The organism is Virgibacillus kekensis (assembly GCF_042654125.1).
Lineage (GTDB): Bacteria > Bacillota > Bacilli > Bacillales > Amphibacillaceae > Lentibacillus > Lentibacillus kekensis.
The window spans coordinates 43,579-67,310 of sequence record NZ_JBHSFU010000006.1 but is presented as its reverse complement, the minus strand read 5'-3'; the positions used below and the strand labels follow the sequence as shown (position 1 = coordinate 67,310).

The 23,732-nt window shown below is 41.1% G+C and carries 26 protein-coding genes; 24 read left to right on the top strand and 2 right to left on the bottom strand.

What is annotated here, in order from left to right; translation table 11 throughout:
• Positions 1-10 precede the first annotated feature (10 nt).
• From efp to spo0A, 24 genes are all read left to right on the top strand, one after another.
• Positions 11-568 carry an elongation factor P gene (gene efp, locus ACFO3D_RS11225; protein WP_390295974.1) on the top strand — a complete coding sequence of 186 codons (558 nt, stop codon included), beginning with the start codon at positions 11-13 and terminating at the stop codon, positions 566-568.
• A 138-nt stretch (positions 569-706) separates the two neighbouring features.
• Positions 707-1,684 carry a stage III sporulation protein AA gene (spoIIIAA, locus tag ACFO3D_RS11220; protein WP_390295971.1) on the top strand — a complete coding sequence of 326 codons (978 nt, stop codon included), beginning with the start codon at positions 707-709 and terminating at the stop codon, positions 1,682-1,684.
• Positions 1,629-2,141, top strand: coding sequence for a stage III sporulation protein SpoIIIAB (gene spoIIIAB, locus ACFO3D_RS11215; RefSeq protein WP_390295969.1), 513 nt, complete (start codon positions 1,629-1,631; stop codon positions 2,139-2,141). Before spoIIIAA ends, spoIIIAB begins: the two co-directional genes overlap by 56 nt.
• Positions 2,142-2,159: 18 nt before the next feature.
• On the top strand, positions 2,160-2,366 hold the full coding sequence (gene spoIIIAC, locus ACFO3D_RS11210) for a stage III sporulation protein AC (RefSeq protein WP_390295967.1): 207 nt from the start codon (positions 2,160-2,162) through the stop codon (positions 2,364-2,366).
• 6 nt (positions 2,367-2,372) lie between these two features.
• Positions 2,373-2,765 (top strand): stage III sporulation protein AD, encoded by a 393-nt coding sequence (spoIIIAD, locus tag ACFO3D_RS11205; protein ID WP_390295965.1) that lies wholly within the window; start codon positions 2,373-2,375, stop codon positions 2,763-2,765.
• Between the two features lie 36 nt (positions 2,766-2,801).
• Positions 2,802-3,980: a stage III sporulation protein AE gene (gene spoIIIAE / locus ACFO3D_RS11200; protein WP_390295963.1), complete on the top strand. Its 1,179-nt coding sequence runs from the start codon at positions 2,802-2,804 to the stop codon at positions 3,978-3,980.
• Positions 3,981-3,992: 12 nt separating this feature from the next.
• A complete protein-coding gene (gene spoIIIAF, locus ACFO3D_RS11195; RefSeq protein WP_390295961.1) occupies positions 3,993-4,613 on the top strand; it encodes a stage III sporulation protein AF in 621 nt (206 codons plus the stop codon).
• Positions 4,610-5,242, top strand: coding sequence for a stage III sporulation protein AG (gene spoIIIAG / locus ACFO3D_RS11190; RefSeq protein ID WP_390295960.1), 633 nt, complete (start codon positions 4,610-4,612; stop codon positions 5,240-5,242). Before spoIIIAF ends, spoIIIAG begins: the two co-directional genes overlap by 4 nt.
• An 11-nt stretch (positions 5,243-5,253) precedes the next feature.
• Positions 5,254-5,805, top strand: a complete 552-nt coding sequence (locus tag ACFO3D_RS11185) for a SpoIIIAH-like family protein (RefSeq protein ID WP_390295958.1) — start codon at positions 5,254-5,256, stop codon at positions 5,803-5,805.
• Positions 5,806-5,992: 187 nt separating this feature from the next.
• Positions 5,993-7,834, top strand: a complete 1,842-nt coding sequence (locus tag ACFO3D_RS11180) for a M6 family metalloprotease domain-containing protein (protein ID WP_390295955.1) — start codon at positions 5,993-5,995, stop codon at positions 7,832-7,834.
• Between the two features lie 242 nt (positions 7,835-8,076).
• Positions 8,077-8,580: an acetyl-CoA carboxylase biotin carboxyl carrier protein gene (gene accB, locus ACFO3D_RS11175; RefSeq protein WP_390295953.1), complete on the top strand. Its 504-nt coding sequence runs from the start codon at positions 8,077-8,079 to the stop codon at positions 8,578-8,580.
• A gap of 13 nt (positions 8,581-8,593) precedes the next feature.
• Positions 8,594-9,949, top strand: a complete 1,356-nt coding sequence (gene accC / locus ACFO3D_RS11170) for an acetyl-CoA carboxylase biotin carboxylase subunit (protein WP_390295951.1) — start codon at positions 8,594-8,596, stop codon at positions 9,947-9,949.
• 14 nt (positions 9,950-9,963) lie between these two features.
• Positions 9,964-10,350, top strand: coding sequence for an Asp23/Gls24 family envelope stress response protein (locus ACFO3D_RS11165; protein WP_390295948.1), 387 nt, complete (start codon positions 9,964-9,966; stop codon positions 10,348-10,350).
• 991 nt (positions 10,351-11,341) lie between these two features.
• Complete coding sequence (gene nusB, locus ACFO3D_RS11160; RefSeq protein WP_390295946.1) at positions 11,342-11,722, top strand: transcription antitermination factor NusB; 381 nt, start codon at positions 11,342-11,344, stop codon at positions 11,720-11,722.
• 14 nt (positions 11,723-11,736) lie between these two features.
• A complete protein-coding gene (gene folD, locus ACFO3D_RS11155; protein ID WP_390295944.1) occupies positions 11,737-12,597 on the top strand; it encodes a bifunctional methylenetetrahydrofolate dehydrogenase/methenyltetrahydrofolate cyclohydrolase FolD in 861 nt (286 codons plus the stop codon).
• Positions 12,587-13,936, top strand: coding sequence for an exodeoxyribonuclease VII large subunit (gene xseA / locus ACFO3D_RS11150; RefSeq protein ID WP_390295942.1), 1,350 nt, complete (start codon positions 12,587-12,589; stop codon positions 13,934-13,936). Before folD ends, xseA begins: the two co-directional genes overlap by 11 nt.
• On the top strand, positions 13,929-14,162 hold the full coding sequence (locus tag ACFO3D_RS11145; RefSeq protein ID WP_390295940.1) for an exodeoxyribonuclease VII small subunit: 234 nt from the start codon (positions 13,929-13,931) through the stop codon (positions 14,160-14,162). The genes xseA and ACFO3D_RS11145 overlap by 8 nt, the downstream gene beginning before the upstream one ends.
• A gap of 2 nt (positions 14,163-14,164) precedes the next feature.
• Entirely contained in the window at positions 14,165-15,049 is an 885-nt protein-coding gene (locus tag ACFO3D_RS11140; protein WP_390295938.1) for a polyprenyl synthetase family protein, read from the top strand.
• 680 nt (positions 15,050-15,729) lie between these two features.
• The gene (locus ACFO3D_RS11135; RefSeq protein ID WP_390295936.1) at positions 15,730-16,326 is read left to right on the top strand and encodes a hypothetical protein; all 597 of its coding nucleotides are present in this window, start codon (positions 15,730-15,732) and stop codon (positions 16,324-16,326) included.
• Positions 16,327-16,401: 75 nt separating this feature from the next.
• Positions 16,402-17,226 carry a TlyA family RNA methyltransferase gene (locus ACFO3D_RS11130; RefSeq protein ID WP_390295933.1) on the top strand — a complete coding sequence of 275 codons (825 nt, stop codon included), beginning with the start codon at positions 16,402-16,404 and terminating at the stop codon, positions 17,224-17,226.
• Between the two features lie 25 nt (positions 17,227-17,251).
• Positions 17,252-17,701: a transcriptional regulator AhrC/ArgR gene (ahrC, locus tag ACFO3D_RS11125; RefSeq protein ID WP_390295931.1), complete on the top strand. Its 450-nt coding sequence runs from the start codon at positions 17,252-17,254 to the stop codon at positions 17,699-17,701.
• 16 nt (positions 17,702-17,717) lie between these two features.
• Entirely contained in the window at positions 17,718-19,433 is a 1,716-nt protein-coding gene (recN, locus tag ACFO3D_RS11120) for a DNA repair protein RecN (RefSeq protein ID WP_390295928.1), read from the top strand.
• Between the two features lie 255 nt (positions 19,434-19,688).
• A complete protein-coding gene (gene spoIVB / locus ACFO3D_RS11115) occupies positions 19,689-20,960 on the top strand; it encodes a SpoIVB peptidase (protein WP_390295926.1) in 1,272 nt (423 codons plus the stop codon).
• A 260-nt stretch (positions 20,961-21,220) separates the two neighbouring features.
• The gene (gene spo0A, locus ACFO3D_RS11110) at positions 21,221-22,003 is read left to right on the top strand and encodes a sporulation transcription factor Spo0A (RefSeq protein ID WP_390295924.1); all 783 of its coding nucleotides are present in this window, start codon (positions 21,221-21,223) and stop codon (positions 22,001-22,003) included.
• Positions 22,004-22,079: 76 nt separating this feature from the next.
• On the opposite strand, the gene ACFO3D_RS11105 is transcribed toward spo0A, so the two are convergent.
• Positions 22,080-23,426: an aspartate kinase gene (locus ACFO3D_RS11105; RefSeq protein ID WP_390295922.1), complete on the bottom strand. Its 1,347-nt coding sequence runs from the start codon at positions 23,424-23,426 to the stop codon at positions 22,080-22,082.
• A gap of 46 nt (positions 23,427-23,472) precedes the next feature.
• Positions 23,473-23,712 (bottom strand): DUF2627 family protein, encoded by a 240-nt coding sequence (locus ACFO3D_RS11100; protein WP_390295920.1) that lies wholly within the window; start codon positions 23,710-23,712, stop codon positions 23,473-23,475.
• Positions 23,713-23,732: the final 20 nt, after the last annotated feature.

Here is a 23,732-nt window from a genome sequence, read left to right as displayed (position 1 = left end):
TTTCTTATTTATGATTTCTGTAAACGATTTTAAGACTGGTTTAACGATTGAAGTTGACGGTGATATTTGGCAGGTAATCGATTTCCAGCATGTAAAACCGGGTAAAGGCGCTGCATTTGTCCGTTCTAAACTTCGGAATCTCCGAAACGGAAATATTCAGGAGAAAACATTCCGGGGTGGAGAGAAAGTAAATAAAGCGCATATTGAGAATAGAAAGATGCAGTACCTTTATGCATCTGGGGACAGCCATGCATTTATGGATTCGAATACGTATGAACAGCTTGAGATACCTGGCAGTCAATTGAAGAACGAGCTTAACTTTATGAAAGAGAATATGGAAGTTCACGTGATTACCTATGAAGGTGAGATTCTGGGTGTTGACCTTCCGAAGAACGTGGAGCTTACCGTTACAGAAACTGAGCCTGGAATCAAAGGCGACACTGCAAGCGGAGGTTCTAAACCTGCAACATTGGAAACTGGATATACTGTACAGGTTCCATTCTTCATTAACCAGGGTGATGTACTGGTTATAAGCACAACAGATGGTAAATACGTTTCAAGAGCATAGCCAATCGTGCTAAATATCTTTTTAAAGAGCAGTCCTATTAAGGGCTGCTCTTTTTATGTTGTGGGTTGATCAGTCATAATTTGGCGTTGGAAACATACATTTACTACTAAGCTATTCTAACAAATGGGGACATGTATTATGGATGAAATAATGCGTTTATTTCCTGAAAAAATCAGACAAGCATTAAGCAATCAGGTAACAGGACGGTGGCATACCATCCAGGAAATCCGTTTTCGGATGAACCGTCCGCTGGAGTTGATATTTGATAAAGGAACCGAATGGCTGGAGGGAGTTAGACCAGACAGAAATGATGGTATTTTTGTACTTAATCAGCTTAGTGAGTTCTCCTTATACCGGATGGAGGACGAGCTGCGTGAAGGCTATGTGACAATTGAAGGCGGCCACCGGGTAGGACTTTCCGGAAAAGTCAATACGTTAAATGGTGCAGTAAAGGCACTCCAATATATAGCCTTTTTCAACATCAGAATTGCAAAGCAAAAAATAGGAGCGGCGCTTCCCCTCATCCCATATCTCTATGAGGAAAACTACCGCAATACGCTTTTGATAGGTCCTCCACAGACAGGAAAAACCACACTAATCAGAGATATTGCTCGACTAATTGGATCAGGCTGGGGTACTGTGCCCGCACGAAAAGTAGGTGTAATTGACGAACGATCTGAAATTGCCGGGTCAAAAAAAGGAGTCCCACAGCATGATCTTGGGCTTCGGACAGATGTGATGGATGCATGTCCAAAGGCAGAAGGCATGATGATGATGATACGTTCGATGTCACCTGAAGTCCTGATAGTCGATGAAATTGGCAGTCAGCGAGATGTCAATGCGTTAATGGAAGCCCTTAACGCAGGAGTCACGGTAATCTGCACCATTCACGGAGACACGCTGGACGAGCTTAAAAAACGTCCATCATTAGTTCCATTATTTGAACAAAGGGTTTTTGACAGGATTGTGCTTCTGGACAGAAAGGGCCAGCCGGGGTCCATAAGCCAAATCTATAATTCAAACAGTGAAAATATTTTTAATAAAACGAGGTGCTTTAAGAATGAATTGGATTGGAGCGCTTCTTTTCATAGGCACAACAACGTGGATAGGGTTTGAAATCAGCAGCCGATTGAATAACAGGCCAAAACATATAAGGCAATTGAAAAACGCTCTTCAGATACTTGAAGCTGAAATTCTTTACAGCCAGCTCCCACTTCAGGATGCATTTCAAACAATTGCCAGACAGATCCCCCAGCCTGTCAGTAATTTTTTTCAATCGTTAAATGAGTCCATTTCAAAAGGTAACACGGAGTTATTCCGTTTTTGGAATGAGCATGTAAATGAACTACTAAGAGAATCTGCGCTTGGGGCAAATGAAGGGGAAATTCTGAAACAATTTGGTCGCACACTTGGTCAGCATGATTTTGAACAACAGCAAAAACACATAATGCTTACCATCAATCATCTGGACCGTGAACTAGAAGATGCACGAGAGAACCAGGCACGATACAGCAAAATGGCTAAAAGTTTAGGTCTCTTGTGTGGATTATTCGTTGTATTATTACTTATTTAGCGGGAAAGGGGTACTTCTATGCTGTCCGATGCATCGTTATTATTTCAAATTGCAGGAATAGGTATTACGGTCGCAATTATTCATACCATCCTTAAACAGATGGGCAAAGAGGATATTGCCTACTTTGCGACAGTGGTAGGGTTTGTCATTGTTCTGGTCATCGTCATCAACCAGCTTTCTGAACTTTTTCAGCAGATAAAGTCTGTATTCCTGTTTCAGGGGTAGGATTCTATGGATATTGTACAAATCGTCATTCTGGGGCTCGTTGCAAGTATCCTTTATATCGTATTAAAAGATGCAAATTCATCATTTGCATTCTTTGTACTTATTATCACCGGAGTATTCATCTTTCTTGCTGTTATTCAACAAATTGGAACAATCTTTCAGATGATTGAATCTTTGGGCGAAAAAGCAAACATCGACGGGATGTACATGGAGACGATCCTTAAGATCATAGGAATTGCCTATATCGCGGAACTTGGCGCCAATCTTACCAAAGACGCCGGACTCAGTTCTGTGGCAGACAAAATTGAACTGGCGGGAAAAATCTTTATTCTACTGCTGGCCATTCCCATCATTACGGCAGTAATCGAAGCAATATTCAGTTTTATACCTTCAGCTTAGATATAGCTTTTCACCTGAAAGGAGTAAGAATGCTGAATGGTACACAATAAATGGATTCCCTGTGCGATACTGATTATATTTTTACTCTTTTTGGGACAGGCCACTGTATCAGCTGAGCCTAAGCAGCCGGCAGATTTGCAGGAAGGAATCCTTAATGAGGTGTCTCTGGATGGTGTCCAGACATTCTGGCAAAGACTGGTGAAAGATTATGGTGGATATATACCAGAATTGCAAAAAACGAGTATTTACGAATTTGTAAAAGATAACGGCGCATTGTCAGTTAAGAGTGCTTTCTGGGGACTTATCGAGTATCTATTGCATGAACTAATTGTAAATGGAAAACTGCTTGGAATGTTATTAATGCTGACTCTATTTTCAATAGTACTGCAAACAATGCATACAGCATTTGAAAAAAGTACAGTAAGTAAAATTGCCTACTATGTCGTTTATATCGTTCTCATCTATCTTGCATTAAACAGTTTTCATCTGGCAGTTTCATACGCCATGGATGCAATCGAAACTATGAGTGGATTCATGTTTGCCCTGCTTCCGCTCGTCCTTGCAATCATGGCGACACTTGGGAATATAATCACTGTTTCTTTTTTTCATCCCATTATCGTGTTTTTAATTCACTTTAGCGGACTGCTGGTTTCCAAGTTTATTTTGCCGTTACTGTTTCTGTCGGCATTACTGCTGATTGTTAGCACTTTAAACGATAATTATAAAGTTACACATCTGGCTGAACTGTTCAAAACAGTAGCGCTTGGTGCGCTAGGAGTTTTTCTTACCGTATTTCTCGGGGTAATGTCCGTTCAGGGAGCCTCCACTGCTGTGTCCGACGGAGTGGCAATGAAAACGACTAAATTTATTACCGGAAATTTCATTCCTGTGGTTGGGCGGACCTTTACTGATGCAGCCGACACCATCCTCAGTGCATCGCTTTTATTAAAGAATTCAGTGGGAATTGTCGGTGTTTTGATTGTTGTATTTATTGCTATTTTTCCAGCGCTGAAAATTTTCGCGATTGCTCTTATATACAAACTGGCTGCTGCGATTCTGCAACCGATTGGTGATGGCCCGGTTATTGCATCGCTTAATACCATAAGTAAATATATCGTTTATGTTCTTGCATGTCTGTTAGCCGTATCGCTAATGTTCTTTCTTGCAATAGTTATTCTGGTTGTCGCCAGCAATATTACCATTATTATGCGTTAGGGGGAGATAACAATGGAAATGGTCATCCAGTGGGTTACCCAAATAATTATATTCCTCCTTGTTGCTTCACTGATCGATTTGCTGATACCCGCCACATCAATGAAGAAATATATCAAACTGGTAGTTGGACTGATTCTCGTTCTTATATTTTTAAAGCCTATTTTTATGTTGTTTGACTTTAACGCCCAGGATGCTCTGGAGCGGTCGTTTGCACAGATTGAAGGGGAAGCAATGGAGGCAGAACAGGTGGAAAATTTAACAAAAATCCAAAAAAAAGAAATACAAGCCTCCCAAACTGCATATATTTTAGAAGAAATGGCTGTCCAGCTGAAAGATTTAGCTGAAGCACCCTTACAGGAAGAGTATCAGGCAGCAATAACGCATATTGACTTCCGATTCTCCGATGAATCCAATCCTACATACGAGAGCCTTAAGGAAGTCATTGTGTTTTTACAAGAGTCAAGTATGGGGGAGGGAGCAGTGAATGCTGTAGATGATGTTGTAATAAACACTGACAAGCCAGTCACCGATGAAAGTGAGGCAGATACAGAAGGAATCAAACTATTGCTGCAGGAGGTCTGGGAGCTTAAAAACAAAAAGCTAACCATTTCATGGGAGGGAGGGGCACCTTGAAGGAAAAATTAAAGAATATGCTGCAATCAGACAAGAAGGAGTCTGGCGGTAAGCTTCCCAAGCGGACAGGTTATATTCTGATCGTTGGACTGGTCGGATTGCTGATCCTAATAACAAGCAATATTTTTTCAGAAAATAAGAGTCCATCATCAATGGCAAGCGATGTTTCTGTTGAGGTTGAAGAACCAACCAAAGAGACATTTTCCAAGAAATCCGGCAGTACCTCAGATGTACAAGAAATTGAAGCCAGCTATGAGAAGGATTTGACAGGAATGCTTGAGAAAATCCAGGGAGTTTCAGAGGTTGAGGTTATGGTGAATCTAGAATCTACCAAAGTAAAAGTCTATGAAAAAAACCTAATTTCCGGTCAGCAGTCCACTGAAGAAACTGACAAAAATGGAGGCAAGCGTGAGATAGAAGAGAATACAAAAGAAACGCAGGTTGTACTGGTAAGACAAGGGGACAAAGAAGTCCCGCTTCTTATCCAGACAAGAAAACCTGAAGTAAGAGGTGTGTTTATCGTGGCGAAAGGGGTTGACCATGCCACCGTTAAAAAATGGGTGGTGGAGGCGACTTCTCGAGTTTTGGATGTCCCGACTCATAGAGTTTCTGTAATGCCAAAAAATTAGGAGGATGAAATATGTTGAAAAAACAAACGGTTTGGCTTTTGACAATGTTAAGTTTGATGATTGTGTTGAGTGTCTACTACATGACATCTCCAAGCAGTGGTGATCTTGCTTATTTGAACGAAGGGAACGATTCTTCTGAGGAAACAGCATCAGATTCTACAGCAGGGGAATCAGGAACGGAGGTCGATGATCTTTCCAATGTAGGGGAGGATGAGCTGTTTACTACCCTTCGAATGGAAATCCAAGATAAGCGTAGCCAGGATATTGACCGCCTGGATGATATTGTTGCATCCAGTAGTGCATCCATTGAAGAGAAGAACGAAGCAAGAAATGCTATTCAGCAAATAGAAGCAGTAAAGACCAAAGAATCAATCCTTGAGGAATCAATACAGGCATCGGCTGATTATAGAGATGTACTGGTTCGGCATGATGAAAATAAAGTACATGTGCATGTTAGGGTAGATGAACTAAGCAAGACAGAAGTGGTTAATATTATGCAATTGGTACGTGATGAATTTGGAGAAATCCCTGTGAATGTTGATTACCGGCCAACAGCTGGTTAGTTATTGTTAAATCTCAAATCATCGCTTTTGGTGTCAGGCTAATGAAGTCTGGCACTTTTTGCGTGAGTCAATATTGCTAATTATTAGAAATATACCAGGTAATTTTACTGGTTTTTTGCTAAATTCAATAAATTTAGATAACGGATATGGTAAACTTTTTTTAATATTAAAAAGAGGAGGGAATTTATTGATAAGTAAAAAAGTATTTACATCAGCAGCGGCATCTGTGCTGCTTGCTTCCGGAATTGCTTCAAGTGTCTATGCAAGTGCGGTTCCGAATGGACAAGCTGCTGGTTCAGCTCCAGATTATGGAATTCAACCGGCGAGTTATGTTACAGCTGTGCCTGAACTTGCTGAAAAAGCTAAAAAGGCTAAGATTGATATTTCTAAAGCAGATCCAGCAAAGGAACACTTTGCGAATCAAGGTGCAAAGTTCAAGCAGGCTGCAGGTAATCATGTAACGTATGAGGAAGCAGAAGGAGAGGTGCCAATGCTGGTGCTCCTTGCTAAGTATCCAGATGGCGACCAGCCAAAAGGTGCATTGGACGAGCCGGTACCAGCACGCTACCTTAATGACTTAATTTTTAGCACGGAATATAATCCATATGAATATGGACCATTCCAGCAATACGCCGAATATAACGGTGAACTGGTACCGACCAACAGTACCATGCAAAATATTTATAAAGAGTCCAGTTATGGAAAAGTTGAACTTGTTACGTATGATGATATGACAGACATTGGCTGGGTTGAGCTTCCAAAAGGTGCTTCCTATTATCTTGATCAGACAGGAAAATATGCCAACGGAGGCAAATATCTTCTGGGTAATGCTAATGGCGATGCCCATATGGGTGAGTTGGTTCGTGATCTCTTGCAGGCAGCAGACCCGTATGTCGACTTCTCCAAGTATGCTGAAGATGGTGAAGTTCCAAACATATTTGTAGTTCACGAAGGCACAGGGGCTGAATTCAGCCGTGATCCTGCGCAAATCTGGTCCCATAAATGGAATATACTTAGTGCACTATTTTATGGACCATACTATGATGATGGAATACCAGCTGCAGCTCAGGAAGGTATGAGTCAAAGTGAATGGATTGCCAAAACAATCAAAGAAGATATGACATACGATGGTGTAGTTGTAAACAACTATACAATCGAACCGTCAATCGGCGGAAATGCAGCAGGATATGACCTTGCAACAAACACGTATAAAGACGAACTGGAAGAAGGACCTTATCCTGCACAACCTGGTGTGTTCGCCCACGAATTTGGACATGCACTTGGACTGCCTGACTTCTATGATACTACCTATACTTCAGAGGGTGCAGGTGAATATACGATGATGGCTGGAGGATCCTGGATGCGTTATCCTGCTGCTTCAGCTTATTCCGGAAACTCGCCAACAGGTTTTGACCCGTATTCTAAAATATTCCTAGGATGGCTTGATCCGATTGAAGTGACACCTGAAGATGGGGTTCAGGAACTAACATTGCAGCCTGTCAATGAAGCACAGGTTGTAGTTAAGATGGTCGTGCCCGGCTCAGATGGAACTGAATACTTCTTATTTGAAAACATCCAGCAGGAAGGCTTCAATAAAGGATTCGCTGAATACGGCGAAAATTCAGAGGGGCTTGTCGCATGGCACGTAGATGAAAATGTTATTGACAAATATCACGATGCAGGTTTCAGACCCAATAATGTAGCAAATTATATGAACAAGCGATTCCAGCACAATGAATCAGCAGTTGCATCAGATGGTGATCTGGTAACCCATTACGGTTTGTCCGTTCTGCAGGCAGACGGTGAATATGACCTGGAGCGCTACAACAACCGAGGTGATGCTGGAGACTTCTTTACAACTGGTGATAAGATCACACCTAACTCGAAAAATGTTCATACTGGTTCCTATTATTTCTGGAGAGAAGATAATCCAACGCCGGCTGACTCCGGTATTCATGTAACAGATATTACGCAGAATGAAGACGGATCAGTAACTGCTAAATTCTTCTATGAATTTCCAGGTAATTAACAATTATATTGATGACCGGACGATACAATTTCGTCCGGTTTTTGTATGTTTGCAGGAATTCGCATATTGTTCTTATGACTGCTATAATTGAAATGGTGAAATCATTTCAGTATACCTGTAATCAGGACTAATACCCTACCTGCGTGAAAATAGTTGATGTTTTCCTTTAATTTATCGTAAAATATTAAGAGGTATTATTAGGACCTGTTATCAATTCAGTAATAGACGAAGGGGTGCCAGATATGTTAAAGGTTCAAGAATTAAGAGAATTAATAAAACTAGTTGATCAGTCTTCTATCGATGAATTTACTTATGAAACCAATGGAACTACAGTATCCATGAAAAAATCAGGTGTTCAGCAGGAAGTTAAGACAGTGGAACAGCATGCAGCACAAGTAGAACAGCCAACTGCTCCAGTTGTAAAAGAAGAAACCAAAGCACCAGTTGCAGAGGCTCCAAAAGAGAGCAAAAATGAAGAACCTGCTGCAGAGAGTTCAGCAGATTTTGATCATGAAATAGTTTCCCCAATGGTAGGTACGCTGTATACTGCCCCTAACCCGGAAAGTGACCCATATGTACAAAAAGGATCAAAGGTTGAGAAAGATTCTGTTGTATGTATAGTTGAGGCAATGAAACTGTTTAATGAAATCGAGGCAGAGGTCTCCGGGGAAATCACAGAAATTCTAGTGGAAGATGGCGAATTGGTAGAATACGGTCAACCACTGTTTAGAGTAAAGACTAAATAAGGGGATGTAGCGTATGATAAAAAAACTGTTAATAGCCAATAGAGGAGAAATTGCGGTACGTATTATACGGGCAGCAAAAGAGATGGATATTGAAACAGTTGCTGTCTATTCCGAAGCGGACAAAGACGCATTACACGTCCAACTCGCAGATGAAGCATACTGTATTGGACCAACACAAAGTAAAGACAGCTACCTCAATTTTACAAATATTATAAGTCTGGCTGCGTCCACCAAAGTTGATGCTATTCATCCCGGCTATGGTTTTCTTGCTGAGAATGCTGACTTTGCTGAGATTTGTAAAGCATGCAATATTACATTTGTCGGACCTTCAGCACAGGCGATTCAGAAGATGGGAATCAAGGACGTTGCCCGGGAAACGATGAAAGAGGCGAACGTACCTATTGTTCCAGGTTCAGAAGGAATAATTGATAGTGAAGAAGAGGCAGTTGAAATAGCAGAACAAATCGGATATCCCGTTATTATTAAAGCCACTGCCGGCGGTGGAGGAAAAGGAATCCGCGTTGCACGGACAGAGGAAGATTTAATTAAGGGTATCCGTGTAACACAGAAAGAGGCTGAAAAAGCGTTTGGCAATCCTGGAGTATACATAGAGAAATTTATTGAGGATTTCAGACATGTAGAAATCCAGGTATTGGCAGACCAGCATGGAAATGTAGTTCATTTGGGGGAGCGGGACTGCTCCATCCAGCGCCGACTGCAAAAACTGGTTGAGGAGACACCATCTCCTGCTATCACTCCAGAAATCCGTGCCAAAATGGGAGAGGCATCAGTAAAAGCGGCAAAAGCGGTTGACTATGTTGGTGCTGGAACAATTGAATTTATTTTTGACCGTAAAAGTCAAGACTTCTATTTTATGGAAATGAATACACGGATTCAGGTTGAACACCCTGTAACCGAAATGGTTACTGGTGTAGATCTGATTAAAGAACAGATAAAGATTGCGAACAACGAAAAACTTTCGTTTACACAGGAAGAAATTGAATTTAATGGATGGGCAATTGAGTGCCGTATAAACGCTGAAAATCCATACAAAAACTTCATGCCTTCTCCAGGCAAGATAGAAATGTATCTTCCACCAGGAGGTTTAGGGGTAAGAGTGGATTCTGCTGCATATCCTGGTTATAAGATTCCTCCGTTTTATGATTCCATGATCGCCAAGCTGATCACTTATGGGTCTACCCGTGAGGAAGCGGTTCGACGAATGAGAAGGGCGCTTGATGAGTTTATTGTAGAAGGGGTCGATACTACAATAGCGTTCCATCGCCAAATTATGAATCATGAAGTATTTGTGAAGGGTGATTTTAACACGAACTTTCTTGAAGAGAACCCGATTCTTGAGGAAAAGTAAAGGGGTGTAGAAAAGTGAGCGAACAACCATTATTGAATGTTAGTGAAGACACAAGTCTTGGCAAAGTTGAAATAGCACCTGAAGTGATTGAAGTTATAACCGGTATCGCCGCGTCGGAAGTAGAAGGCCTTTCGTCAATGCGCGGGAATTTTGCTACTGGTGTAGTTGAACGTTTTGGTAAAAAATCACACGGAAAAGGTGTCAAAGTCGAACTTACTGAAACCGGTATCCTAATTGACCTTTATGTGGTACTGAACTTTGGTACATCTATCCCTAAAGTAGCGCAACAACTTCAGGATAATATCAGGCAGACGCTTAAAAATATGACAGCCCTAGAAATTGATGAGATCAACATACATGTAGTGGGTATTCAGATGGATGGAGCCGAAGAAAACGAATAGAGTCAGTTAGAGGTCAAAAGAATTCAAGTTCTTTTGGCCTCGCTTTGTTTTTTGGCAGAAAAGGAATTAATTAACTTTCTTTCCTGTCTTATCTATAAAGAACTTACCTAAGACCAGTATTTTTAAAATACTATGGGTAATTGATAAGGGAGAGGGTGAACTTGTTGGTGGTTTATTTTCTTCGCCAACTAATTAAGGGTACTGAACGATACGACAGTTCATTTTTTTACGAGTCAGGATAAGAGGGCATATTAAAGGGTGAATAATCGGGACCAAACAAAAGGACAACCGTCTATGAGTCGTATTAAATAGCTATTTTTAAAAGACCGTTGTTTTTGATACATAAACTATAAACTACGAAGCATTCGCCTAGTTGATTTCCGCTACTGGCAGTCGCTTTCACCACTCCGGGTGTAAGTACGACATCTGCTCATAAATTCGCAGGGTCTCCTTTGCCGCCGGGCAACGCTTCAACTTCCTCGGAAGAAGACCACTTCCTGCGGGATTTTCAGCTGTTTGCTTCGACGAACAGGACGTTCTAGTACCGGCGTTGGTCACAGGACGTGACCGTTTTTAGCCGGTGACCCGCAGGAGTCGACTACCCTACGCTCCAATCAACGCCAAGTTAGCGAAGCAGATTTATGTAGACTTCAGTGCAAGCCTATTGGAATGATGCCAAATTCAACAAGCGTAAGCGTAAGCAATACACGAAGACTCCTGTGGAACAACGAGCCTAAGAGACCCCACAGTGAGCGATCTTGGCGAACGAGGAGGCTCGTGGTGAGTCCATGGAAAGCGAAGTGTATTGGTGAAGCGGTTGCCTACTATTTCCAAAATTCACTACTTCGCAGTTTATATCAACTTCGTAGGTTAAAGAGTATAAAAAAATTTACAAAAAGAGCCTTTCCAAAAGTATAAAAGGCTGGTTCTAGCGTAGTACAGCCAATCATGTTATGATTTTAAGAGATGCGTAATAAAGGAGCAATGTAGGATGAATCGGCACACAGCAAGAGAAAATGCCTTCCAGATACTTTTTCAATTAGAGATAAACGACAGGGATGCAAAAGAAGCAATTGAAGAACATACAGATACACTAGAAATTGATAATTTTTTAAAGACATTGGTCGAAGGAGTTTCCACCCATAAGACTGAACTTGACCAGGTCATAACTGAACACCTTGAGAAGTGGACAATTGACCGGATTGCAGCAGTTGAGCGAACGATACTTCGCTTGGCGGTTTTTGAGTTGAAATACCAAGAAGATATACCCAGCAGTGTTTCGATAAATGAAGCAGTAGAACTTGCAAATGTCTTTGGTGATGAGAAATCAGGGAAATTTGTTAATGGAGTTCTGTCCAAAATTGTAGCCTAAAGGGGATGCACACGATGTCAGCAACAATTATTAATGGTAAAGAATTAGCTCACAAGCTGAAGGCAGAAATGAGTAAGGAAGTCGCGCAAATGAAAGCCAATGGAATTGTGCCGCATTTAACAGTAATTCTAATTGGGGATAATCCTGCCTCCAAATCATATGTAAACGGGAAGAGAAAAGCCTCAACGGAAACTGGTATTTCTTCTGAAGTTATTGAACTACCTGTTTCTACAACAGAATCCGAATTACTTAAACAGATTGATCAATTAAATAATGATGAAGCGGTTCATGGAATCCTTGTTCAGCTCCCACTGCCTGACCATATCGATGAACAGCACATTATCGAAGCAATCAGTCCGGAGAAAGATGTGGATGGCTTCCATCCGGTTAATATTGGCCGAATGATGACAGGGCAGGATACATTTCTACCATGCACACCGTTTGGTATACTAACGATGCTTAAATCGTTTGATGTGGAGATTGAAGGTAAACATGCGGTCATCGTAGGGCGGAGCAATATTGTAGGTAAACCAGTTGGCCAGTTGTTATTGAATGAAAATGCAACCGTTACATATTGTCATTCCAGAACTGAAAGTTTACTAGATTATACTAGATCAGCAGATATTTTGATTGCTGCGATAGGAAAACCACACTTTATCAAGGCAGAACATCTCAAAAAGGGGGCGGTCGTGATAGATGTAGGAATTAACCGTCAGGAAGATGGAAAACTTACCGGGGATGTTGATTTCGATGGTGTTCTGGATAAGGTTTCCTACATCACACCAGTACCTCGTGGAGTTGGTCCAATGACAATTACCATGTTGCTAAAAAATACGATAAAAGCGGCAAAAGGGCTGGCCGAAAGTGAAAGATAAATATCTAACGGTTACAGCGTTGACCCGCTATATCAAACGTAAATTCGATACGGATCCTCATCTGAAGCAAGTCTGGCTTAGAGGTGAAATTTCCAACTTTAAACATCACAGTCGTGGACATATGTATCTAACTATTAAAGATGACAATACACGAATACAGTCGGTGATGTTTGCAGGTAATAACCGTTCTCTGAAATTCAGTCCAGAGAACGGGATGAAGGTGCTGATCAAGGGCGAGATAGGTGTCTTTGAGCCACACGGTCAATACCAGCTATATATACAGCAAATGGAACCTGATGGCATTGGATCTTTGCACCTGGCATTTGAACAGCTTAAAGAAAAGCTTAATAAGCAGGGGTATTTTGATAAAGGTATAAAAAAAGAGCTTCCTCGTTTTCCTGAACATATTGGTGTTATCACGTCACCTACCGGAGCAGCTGTCCGTGATATCATCACAACCCTGAAACGCAGGTATCCAATAGTAAATACCACGGTAATCCCTGTGCTTGTACAAGGGCCCAACTCCGCTGAATCGATTCGGCAGGCTATAAGTAAAGCTAATAAGCTAAGTAAATTCGACGTACTAATAATTGGACGTGGCGGTGGGTCAATAGAGGAATTGTGGAGTTTTAACGAGGAAATTGTAGCGGATGCGATATTCAAATCCACTATACCTATTATATCAGCGGTTGGCCATGAGACAGATGTTACAATCAGTGATTTCGTTGCCGATGTCCGTGCTGCCACCCCGACCGGTGCTGCTGAAATTGCCGTACCTTCCAGACTTGACCTTTACGACAGAGTACAGAGCATTCAGCGTTCCATGACAAAAACAATGCAAGAAAAAACGACCGGAGCGGAACGTCACTTAAGACGTATTAAGCAATCTTATGCCTTCCGTTATCCGGGACAGTTACTTACTCAAAAAGAACAAGAACTGGACCGGCATGTAGAGCGGCTGGAGAAAATAACCGCAAATGCGCAGAACCGAAGAAAAGAGATGCTTTTAAGTTTGAACACACGACTAACTGCACAGCATCCAAAGCGCCAGACTCAGCGGGCAGGAAAAGAACTAAGCCTGCTAAAAAAAAGATATAATCAACAAATGGAAAAGATACTGGAACAAAAAAAGGCTGAATTCACGAACAAACTCGAAAAGTTGACACTTCTAAATCCGCTTGAAGTTATGAAGCGTGGATATGCTTTGCCCTATGCACAGACAGGAGAGCTTATCAAGTCAACAGGCGATGTGAAGACAGATGAACAGATTGCGGTACGACTTTCTGATGGTTCACTTGAATGTCGAGTGCTGGAGATTAAGGAGGAGAGCAATGGATAAAGAAAAGGATATCACATTTGAAGAGGCTATGAAGGAACTCGAACAGATTGTCGAAAAGCTTGAAGAAGGCGATGTGCCTCTTGAAAAGGCGATTACATATTACCAGGAGGGTATGAAACTCTCCAAGCTATGCAGTGAAAAACTTACTAACGTACAGGAGAAAATGACAAGTATTATGAACGAGCAAGGTGAAATTGAACCTTTTGAGGTACAGGAGGAAGAATAATTGTGCAGCACAATTTATCTGAATTTATAGAAGAGAATAAGAAGATTATCCAGGAAGAATTAAGTAGGCAAATGCACAATTTAACTATTCCTGAACAATTGAAGGATTCCATGGTTTATTCCGTAAAAGCCGGAGGTAAGCGACTTCGCCCGTTGCTCATGCTGGCAAGTTTTAAAGCATACAGTGAAGACATGAAACGAGTACTTTCCTCGGCCGTTGCACTGGAATTTATTCATACCTACTCGCTTATTCATGATGATTTGCCGGCAATGGATGATGATGATCTGCGGCGCGGGGAACCAACTAATCACAAGGTATTCAATGAAGCTACAGCTATTCTTGCAGGGGACGCTCTTTTGACCTACAGTTTTGAAATAATTGCAAATGAACCTGCATTAACCGAGACCCAAAAAGTAGTTATCATTAAACATTTAGCAAAGGCAAGCGGGCCAAATGGCATGGTGGGTGGACAAATACTTGATATGGAAGCTGAAAAGCGGGAGATTACCTTGGAGGAATTGGAAACCATCCATAAATTAAAGACAGGAGAACTTCTGAAGTTTGCTGTAAGAACTGGAGCTTACCTTGGCGGTGCCACGGATAAGCAGATTGAAAAACTGGATGAATACTCCCATTACCTCGGACTTATTTTTCAGGTGCAGGATGATATTCTTGACGTGACCGGTGATCAGGAGAAGATAGGAAAACCTGTTGGCAGTGATGAACTGAATGAGAAAAATACGTATCCGAAACTTCTTGGACTTCAAGGGGCAATTGAGAAAAAAGATCAGTACGTGAATATGGCAAAACAGGCGCTAGAACAGGCGAGTGCTGCTGATTCTTATCTAATGGATTTTACCGATTACATCAGTAACAGAGACCACTAAAACAAGCGCTTATTAGAGTTTTTTTGTATTTTATGCTATAATATAATTAATCAAGGGATGGTGCAGTATTCTAGTCAGTCTACCGTTTCTGAAGGCGGGCCTAAAAATCCGCCAAAGGGCACATCGATGAAGTTCCTTGTGCTGGCTTGAGGCGCCCAGCCTTGGGTCGGTGCTGGGAGTTAAGGTTTTCGGGCGATCCACAAAGGCATGTGGGCGTTGACCCGATTACCGCGGAGGCCCATATCTGTGGTGATTGCTAAGCTAGTGATCATTATGGAATGGGGTATGAACCTGCGTAATAGGGTGGGGAATCCTATTTGCAGCGTAGCCTGCCTTGAGTGGCAGTGAGGGGATTAGGGCCATAGATACCAACTCAGGTGGCCACTGGATTGGTGTTTTTATCTCTATGAAATCACTGCTGCAAAAGAGGCTAGGGATCGGTTAAAGACTGTTGAGGAAATCTCCTAGACTGTTCCGATGGACATTTAAAAGGGATTATGGTGTGGACTGAGTGGTAATCCAGTCTAGCCTCGGGTGACCGGGCTAAGATGGTTTTAAAGGGGAACCGCCTCAATGGCAACATGGGGTAACCATCTGGGAAAACCTACTGGACCTAAGCCGCAATTTTAATCTTTTAAATGGCCATCCCTTATACATATTAAAAAGTTTAGAGGTTTGAAATGAAATCACAAATAAGAAAATCACTTAGATTCAGTCTGATCATAGCCGTTATCACATTTGTGTTAGCGGCTATTTTTTCAATAGTTTCCTCCTCAATCCTAGGTGAAGTAGTATGGAGTGTTGGGTTGATTATTGTTTTTATCATCGTGTTAATCGGTGTTATTTTTGACATGCTTGGTATTGCTTCTACAGCAGCCGATGAAGCGCCTTTTCATGCAATGGCCGCCGAGAAAGTTTCTGGAGCTAAAGAATCAGTTATCATTATCAGAAATGCTGATAAGTTTGCCAGCTTCTGTAATGATGTTATTGGTGATATCTCCGGAATCGTCAGTGGTACAGCTTCAGCAATTGTCATCCTTCAGATTGCGAATATCCTGGGGGCAGATGAAGGCTCAGCAGTACAGATCACTTTATCAGTAGTCCTTACCAGTTTTGTTGCTGCACTTACTGTTGGAGGGAAGGCAATTGGAAAATACTTTGCAATCAATGCCTCCACAAGCATTATTTTCTTTGCTGGCAAAACGATTGCATTTTTGGAACGAAACCTTAAATTAAAAATATTACCGCGTAAAAAACAAGCGGACAAACAAGTATAATACACATCTCAGGATACTAATATGATTAGCAGTTATAAGATGAAACATACAATAAATCAGAAAAGGAAATTTTGAATGGGTAAAAAACGTTTAGATGTTTTACTGGTTGAACGGAATTTAATCGAGACAAGGGAAAAAGCAAAACGTGTAATTATGGCAGGGCTTGTTTTTTCTGATGAAGTCCGTATGGACAAGCCGGGTATCAAAGTGGATGAGGAAATACCTTTGAAAATAAAAGGTAAGCTGATTCCTTATGTCGGCCGCGGTGGACTAAAACTCGAGAAAGCACTCCAGCAATTCTCGTTAAACCTTGAAGACAAAATCATGATGGATATTGGCTCGTCCACCGGCGGATTTACCGACTGTGCCCTGCAAAATGGGGTACAACTTTGCTATGCAATTGATGTGGGTTATAACCAGCTGGACTGGAAACTCCGTAATGATGACCGGGTGGTTGTTATGGAGCGGACAAATTTCCGTTATGTGACACCAGATATGATTACCAAAGGACGACCTGACTTTGCAACTATCGATGTCTCTTTTATCTCTTTAAAATTAATACTACCAGTTCTTGGAAAACTGCTCGAGTCCAATAGTGATGTGGTGGCCTTGATTAAACCACAGTTTGAGGCAGGTCGAGAACAGGTTGGGAAAAAAGGTATCGTCAGGGACAGAAAAGTTCACAACCAGGTTCTTGAAAACACAATCAGGTTTGCTGAGGATGAAGGGTTCCAGCTTCTAGCCTTAACTTTTTCACCGATTACCGGTGGAGATGGCAATATTGAGTTTCTGGCTCATTTTGGTTGGAAAAAGGATGACCCTGTTGACCAGGAAAAAATTGAAATTGAACAGGTAGTAGCTACTGCACACCAGGATCTTACAAACAAACAGACCAACTAAATTTTGTTAAAAATGGGGGCTTTCAATGAGTAAAATCCAACGCCATATAAAAATTCGCGAACTTATTACAGAGGGAGAGGTCGAAACCCAGGATGAGCTGGTCGACCATCTTAAAGCCCTCGGCTACAATGTAACTCAGGCTACTGTTTCAAGGGATATTAAGGAACTCCATCTAGTAAAGGTCCCGTCAGTAAACGGCAGGTATAAATATAGCCTGCCGGCAGACCAGCGCTTTAACCCGCATGATAAGTTAAAACGGCTAATCATGGATGCTTTTGTGAAAATCGAACATGCCGGGCATTTTATTGTGCTTAAAACGCTGCCAGGTAACGCCCATGCTATTGGTGTTTTAATTGATAACCTGGAATGGGAGGAAATCATGGGAACCATCTGTGGTGATGATACCTGCCTTATTATCTGCAGAACCGAGCAAGAATCAGCATCGATACAGAATCGTTTTTTGAACATGCTTTAGTAATGGGGTGACAGTGTTGTTAACAGAACTTTCAATTCAGGATTTTGCTATTATTGATAAAGTTTCCATCACTTTTAATGAAGGACTTACAGTACTGACGGGGGAAACTGGTGCAGGGAAATCAATTATCATAGATGCTGTTCAACTGCTTGCCGGAGGAAGAGGCTCGGTGGAATTTGTACGGCATGGTTCCAGGAAGGCTGAGATTGAAGGGTTATTTAGCATTGATTCCAAAGACCACCAGATATACTCGACTGGAGAGTACTTTGGTATTGAAATTGAGGATAATATGGTTGTTCTGCATCGTACTATAACCGCCAATGGAAAGAGTATTTGCAGAGTCAATGGAAAACTTGTGACGTTAGCTATTTTAAAGGAATTCGGTAGAAATCTTATAGATGTACACAGTCAGCACGAAACACAGTCACTGATGGATCCTGACAATCATATTAACCTGCTCGATACGTATGATGAAAAACAAATTGCAAAAGCTAAAAAGGAATATACTCGTCTTTACGACAAACTGACTACTTTAAAGAAACGCTACAGAGATTTGAGTGAGAATGAACAGGAAATGACCCATAGACTTGATTTGCTGGAATTTCAGGTCAGTGAACTGGAACAGGCTAATCTTGAACCTGATGAGGATACGGAACTGGAAGAAGAACGAAGCAAATTGGCTAACTTTGAACGGATATTTAAAGGCCTGCAGGATGCATACACTGCATTGTATGGTGAACAGCGAGGGATTGAATGGTTGAGTACAGCCAACCAGGCTTTACAGGAGAACGCTGCACATGATTCTTTTATTGCTGAAAAGGCCGAGGAAATGTCCAATCATTACTATTTGTTGGAAGAATTAATGTATGATTTGCGGAATTATATTGATACTATGCAGTTTGATCCTGCCCGGCTGAACGATATCGAAGCCAGATTGGATGAAATTAACCGACTTAAGAAGAAGTATGGTCCGACGGTAAATGAAATGATTGAATATATGGGGAAAATAGAAGAGGAAATAGAACAAATTACGAATAAAGATTCCCACCTTTCGAGGTTGGCTGATGAAATTAGAGAAACTGCCCAGGATGCCTATCTAGAGGCAAAACAACTGCACGATCTCCGTCAAAAGGCTGCAGATTCATTGACGAAAGACATTCATAAAGAATTGAAGGGGCTATATCTTGAAAAAGCTACTTTTTCAGTTTCCTTTCAGACAAAAGAAAATCCCGATCAGGAGGAAGATACATCCGTAAAATTACATGCTAACGGATTTGATTATGTACATTTTCTGATCTCCACTAATCCTGGTGAACCGCTCAAAGAGTTAAGTAAAGTGGCTTCCGGCGGAGAACTCTCAAGGATTATGCTGGCCCTGAAAAATATTTTCGCCAAACATCAGGGAGTTACAAGTGTTATTTTTGACGAGGTGGATACTGGAGTGAGTGGTCGTGTTGCACAGGCAATAGCCGAAAAAATACACCAAATTTCCAGGGATTCACAAGTTCTATGCATCACCCACTTGCCACAGGTGGCGGCCATGTCAGATACGCATAAACTGATTGAGAAAAGTGAACACAATAATCGTACATCCACTTCAGTTATGGAGCTGTCCACAGAACAGAAGATTGATGAATTAAGCAGGATGATAACAGGTACAAAACTAACTGATACTGCTCGGGAACATGCAAAAGAATTGCTCGAACTTGCATCCAATTTTAAAGCAAAATAACGGATATTTTTAACGGAAAAGCCAGATGCTATATTATCTGGTTTTTTTATTATGTACATTATCTCCAATTTAATTTAAAAGTGGAACATTCCGTGTTGGCCCTCTCCATACGGAATATTTATTGAAATTATACAGGAAATGATACACATCTTTACTTATTTTTCACCAGTTTAAAACCACCTTTCTTAGGTCAAATTAGAAGTACAGATAAAAACAATTGGTATGGGTTAGGGAAGAGGAGAGTGAACTTCAAACATGAACCTTAATAAAATCCGAATATGGCTGGGAATCCTGCTGTTAATTGCAGTAGCTGCTATTCCTTTTACACAACCAGTACAGAAATACCTTGCTATTCCTGACCAGATTTTAGCGTTTGAAAGCCAAAACACATCACTTGATATCCCCGCATTTGAGGACCATGTAAATGTTAAAGCTTCGGGAGAAAGTATTCATGCCGTAGATTCCTCAACAATCCGTACAGATAAGACAGGTAATAGCGAGCTGTTTTACGAAGTCGCAGGCCTTCCTGTAAAAAAGGTGGATGTATCTGTTCTTGAAGACGTGCGTATTATCCCAGGAGGTCAGTCAATCGGAGTTCAACTCCATACACTTGGCGTACTCGTTGTTGGTCACCATCAAGTTGATGGCAAAGATGGTAAAGTGTCTCCTGGAGAAAAGGCCAATATAAAAGTTGGTGACGTTATTCTTAGAATTAACGGAAAAGAGATCCAGGATATGGAAGACGTAAAACCCCTTGTGGAAAAAGCAGGGGAAGCTGATGAAGAGCTGAAACTGACCATCAAGCGTGGGAAAGAAACTTTAAAAACCACGCTGGACCCGGTACTGGACGATGAAGAAGATGAATACCGGATAGGTCTGTATATCAGGGACTCCGCAGCAGGTATAGGAACCATGACTTTCTATAACCCCGAAAGTCAGAAATATGGAGCTCTGGGTCACGTTATTTCAGATATGGATACGCAAAAACCAATTGAAATTCATAAGGGAACAATTGTCCGATCTAATGTTACCTCGATCGAGAAGGGGAATAACGGTGTGCCGGGTGAAAAGCAAGCCAAGTTCTCCGTAGAGGAAAACAAGATAGGAACCATCAGTAAAAATAGTCCATTTGGGATATTCGGGAAACTAAACAAACCACTAAAAAATGGAAAGTATAATAAACCACTGCCCATCGCTCTTTCCCACCAGGTTAAAGAGGGACCAGCAAAAATCCTAACCGTTATTGAAGGCGAAAAGGTCGAGGAGTTTGATGTTGAAATAGTAAGCAGCGTTCCTCAAAAATTCCCTGCTACCAAAGGGATGATCATCCAAATTACTGACCCGGAATTACTTGAGAAAACGGGTGGAATTGTTCAAGGAATGAGTGGAAGTCCGATCATACAGGACGGAAAGCTAATCGGTGCGGTTACTCATGTATTTGTAAATGATCCTACATCGGGTTATGGAGTGCATATTGAATGGATGCTTCAAGAAACAGGACTTAAAATTAAAGATAAAGCAAGCTGATGAAATGACTTGTTATGGGAAAATCCCTGTAACAAGTCATTCTTTTATGGTATAATTTAGCAAATAAATATTTTTCGACAAATACAAAATTTCTCTGTCATAAATTATCGAATTAACTCGATATTCATAGGAAACCAGCGCAAATCTAAGCAAATTTAAAAAAATCTAAAGTTTTTCAATAAAAAGAAGGATATTTGGAACCTGTGTCGAATATATTACGTGGGAAGAAGCTCGAAATACATAAAGGAGGAAGTAAATAAGTGGAGAAAATTTCAGTATGTTTGGTGGATGACAATAGGGAATTAATTAGCATGATGGAGGAATATTTTGACGGTCAGGATGATATAGAAATAATTGGCGTTGCGTACAATGGAAGAGAATGCCTGGAATTGATGGAGGAAATTGATCCTGATGTTCTGGTACTCGATATTATTATGCCACATGTGGATGGGCTGGGCGTTTTAAATACGGTCAGGAATATGGACATGGAATCACATCCCCATGTAATAATGCTAACAGCATTTGGGCAGGAAGAAGTAATGAAGAAAGCTGTTAATTTAGGGGCATCATATTTTATCTTAAAACCATTTGAGCTAGATAATTTGGCTGATCAGATTCGTCAGGTGCAGGGTAATGCACCAGTTCAGACAACTCCAAAGAAATCAGGTAACAATACCGAACGGCGGAAAAAAGATCTGGAGACAAGCATTACCAACATTATTCATGAAATAGGCGTGCCGGCACACATTAAGGGATATATGTACTTGAGGGAAGCCATTACAATGGTTTATAACGATATCGAATTGCTGGGATCTATTACTAAAGTTCTTTACCCGGATATTGCTAAGAAGTACAATACAACAGCATCACGGGTTGAGCGTGCAATTCGTCATGCAATTGAAGTTGCCTGGAGCAGAGGTAATATTGAATCAATTTCTGCTTTGTTTGGATATACGGTCAGTATTTCAAAGGCAAAGCCAACTAACTCCGAGTTTATCGCCATGGTAGCAGACCGTTTGCGGCTGGAGCATAAAGCTAGCTGAAATTCATCTTAAAAAACTGTATGTGAATCACTCACATACAGTTTTTTGATGTACTTATTTAAAAAATTCAATGACCTTAATTGAAAAAAGCGTTGTATAGTGACCTGATTGCGCGATTTAAGCCTTCAGCCTGAATTCCAAACATCATCGATACATCTGAAGAACCTTGGTTTATCATCTCAATATTAACATCTGCGTCAGTCAGAGCCGTAGTCGCTGTTCTAGCTATACCCATCGTACTCATTAAACCTTCACCTACAATCATAATCATCGCGAGATTATGATGGAAAGTGATCATTTCCGGGTTTAGTTCGTTGTTAATTCTTTCTGTAATCATTTCTTTCTTATGCGGCGTTAACTGGCTGTCCCTGATAATTACGGACATATCATCGATACCGGATGGCGCATGCTCAAAGGAAATGGACTCGTCCTCTAGAATCTGCAAAAGCTTCCGCCCGAAACCAAGTTCACGGTTCATCAGATACTTACTTACATAAAGACTGGAAAAACCATTGTCACTGGCAATCCCCACCACACAATTGTTTTGCTGTTCTTTTTCAGCAACAATCATAGTTCCTTCGGCGCTGGGGTTATTTGTGTTTTTTATACAAACCGGAATTTTCTGCTTGAAAGCAGGTATCAGGGCTTCATCGTGAAATACAGAAAAGCCTGCGTACGATAATTCCCGCATCTCTTTATAAGTAAGCGCAGTAATCTTTTGTGGGTTATCAACAATAGTAGGATTGACTGCATAGACAGAATCCACATCAGTAAAGTTCTCGTACAAATCCGCCTGAACGCCGGCAGCTACTATGGAGCCAGTTATATCTGAACCACCCCGAGAAAATGTTACGAGGTGCCCTTTCCTGGAGAATCCGAAAAAGCCTGGTATAACCATAACTCCGTCCTTTTTCCGGAGTTTATATAATTCAGTGAAGCTTTCCTGCAGGATCTGCGCTTGACCAGGATCATCACTTACTATTATCCCTGCTTCTCTGGGGTTTAAGTATTGAGCGTTTAATCCTGATTGAGTTAAATACTCACTGACGATTTTCGCGCTGCTGTCTTCGCCAATTGACTTCAGTGCATCCATCTTCATTTCGTCTGATTCACTACTAATCAGCGCGGAGTTAATTGTTCCTTCAATTTCTTCAGTAAGATGTGAGGAAAGGCCAAGTTCTTCGATAATTTCGGAAAACCTTGTCATTATCTCTGTTAATTTTTCAGTGTAGGATTGTTTGGCCAATGCCAGGTCACCGAGCTGGATTAGTAAGTCAGTCATTTTAATATCATTTTTAAACCTTTTACCTGGTGCGGAAACAACAATAATTCTTCGATCACTGTCATTTTTAATGATGTTGCTGATTTTCTTTATCTGGTTGGCGCTTGCTACTGAACTTCCTCCAAATTTTGCTACCTTCATTTGAATCGCTCCATTATCTGAGATTTCATTCTATGTAATAACTGTTTTACTTATCGATGCTATTCTTTTTCCTGTTCTGCTGTCTTTTTCTGTCACGATGCACGATAAATCCCCCAATGAAAATAATCCCTCCTGCAAATAAGAGCATACCCAATGTGAATTGCACACCGATATGTAAAAAAATAGGATTAAAGTCGTCAAAAAGGGTATCCCGCATCAATTTTATTCCGTATGCGGAAATAAGTCCCGGAATTAGTAACAATGATACCCCAATCAGTCGTGCCATGTCTATTCCCCTTTTAACTG

Coding starts and splice junctions, on each gene's coding strand:
- efp (WP_390295974.1), top strand. CDS start 11: ATGATTTCTGTAAACGATTTTAAGACTGGTTTAACGATTGAAGTTGAC.
- spoIIIAA (WP_390295971.1), top strand. CDS start 707: ATGGATGAAATAATGCGTTTATTTCCTGAAAAAATCAGACAAGCATTA.
- spoIIIAB (WP_390295969.1), top strand. CDS start 1,629: ATGAATTGGATTGGAGCGCTTCTTTTCATAGGCACAACAACGTGGATA.
- spoIIIAC (WP_390295967.1), top strand. CDS start 2,160: ATGCTGTCCGATGCATCGTTATTATTTCAAATTGCAGGAATAGGTATT.
- spoIIIAD (WP_390295965.1), top strand. CDS start 2,373: ATGGATATTGTACAAATCGTCATTCTGGGGCTCGTTGCAAGTATCCTT.
- spoIIIAE (WP_390295963.1), top strand. CDS start 2,802: ATGGTACACAATAAATGGATTCCCTGTGCGATACTGATTATATTTTTA.
- spoIIIAF (WP_390295961.1), top strand. CDS start 3,993: ATGGAAATGGTCATCCAGTGGGTTACCCAAATAATTATATTCCTCCTT.
- ACFO3D_RS11185 (WP_390295958.1), top strand. CDS start 5,254: ATGTTGAAAAAACAAACGGTTTGGCTTTTGACAATGTTAAGTTTGATG.
- accB (WP_390295953.1), top strand. CDS start 8,077: ATGTTAAAGGTTCAAGAATTAAGAGAATTAATAAAACTAGTTGATCAG.
- accC (WP_390295951.1), top strand. CDS start 8,594: ATGATAAAAAAACTGTTAATAGCCAATAGAGGAGAAATTGCGGTACGT.
- nusB (WP_390295946.1), top strand. CDS start 11,342: ATGAATCGGCACACAGCAAGAGAAAATGCCTTCCAGATACTTTTTCAA.
- folD (WP_390295944.1), top strand. CDS start 11,737: ATGTCAGCAACAATTATTAATGGTAAAGAATTAGCTCACAAGCTGAAG.
- ACFO3D_RS11145 (WP_390295940.1), top strand. CDS start 13,929: ATGGATAAAGAAAAGGATATCACATTTGAAGAGGCTATGAAGGAACTC.
- ACFO3D_RS11135 (WP_390295936.1), top strand. CDS start 15,730: ATGAAATCACAAATAAGAAAATCACTTAGATTCAGTCTGATCATAGCC.
- ACFO3D_RS11130 (WP_390295933.1), top strand. CDS start 16,402: ATGGGTAAAAAACGTTTAGATGTTTTACTGGTTGAACGGAATTTAATC.
- ahrC (WP_390295931.1), top strand. CDS start 17,252: ATGAGTAAAATCCAACGCCATATAAAAATTCGCGAACTTATTACAGAG.
- spoIVB (WP_390295926.1), top strand. CDS start 19,689: ATGAACCTTAATAAAATCCGAATATGGCTGGGAATCCTGCTGTTAATT.
- ACFO3D_RS11105 (WP_390295922.1), bottom strand. CDS start 23,426: ATGAAGGTAGCAAAATTTGGAGGAAGTTCAGTAGCAAGCGCCAACCAG.
- ACFO3D_RS11100 (WP_390295920.1), bottom strand. CDS start 23,712: ATGGCACGACTGATTGGGGTATCATTGTTACTAATTCCGGGACTTATT.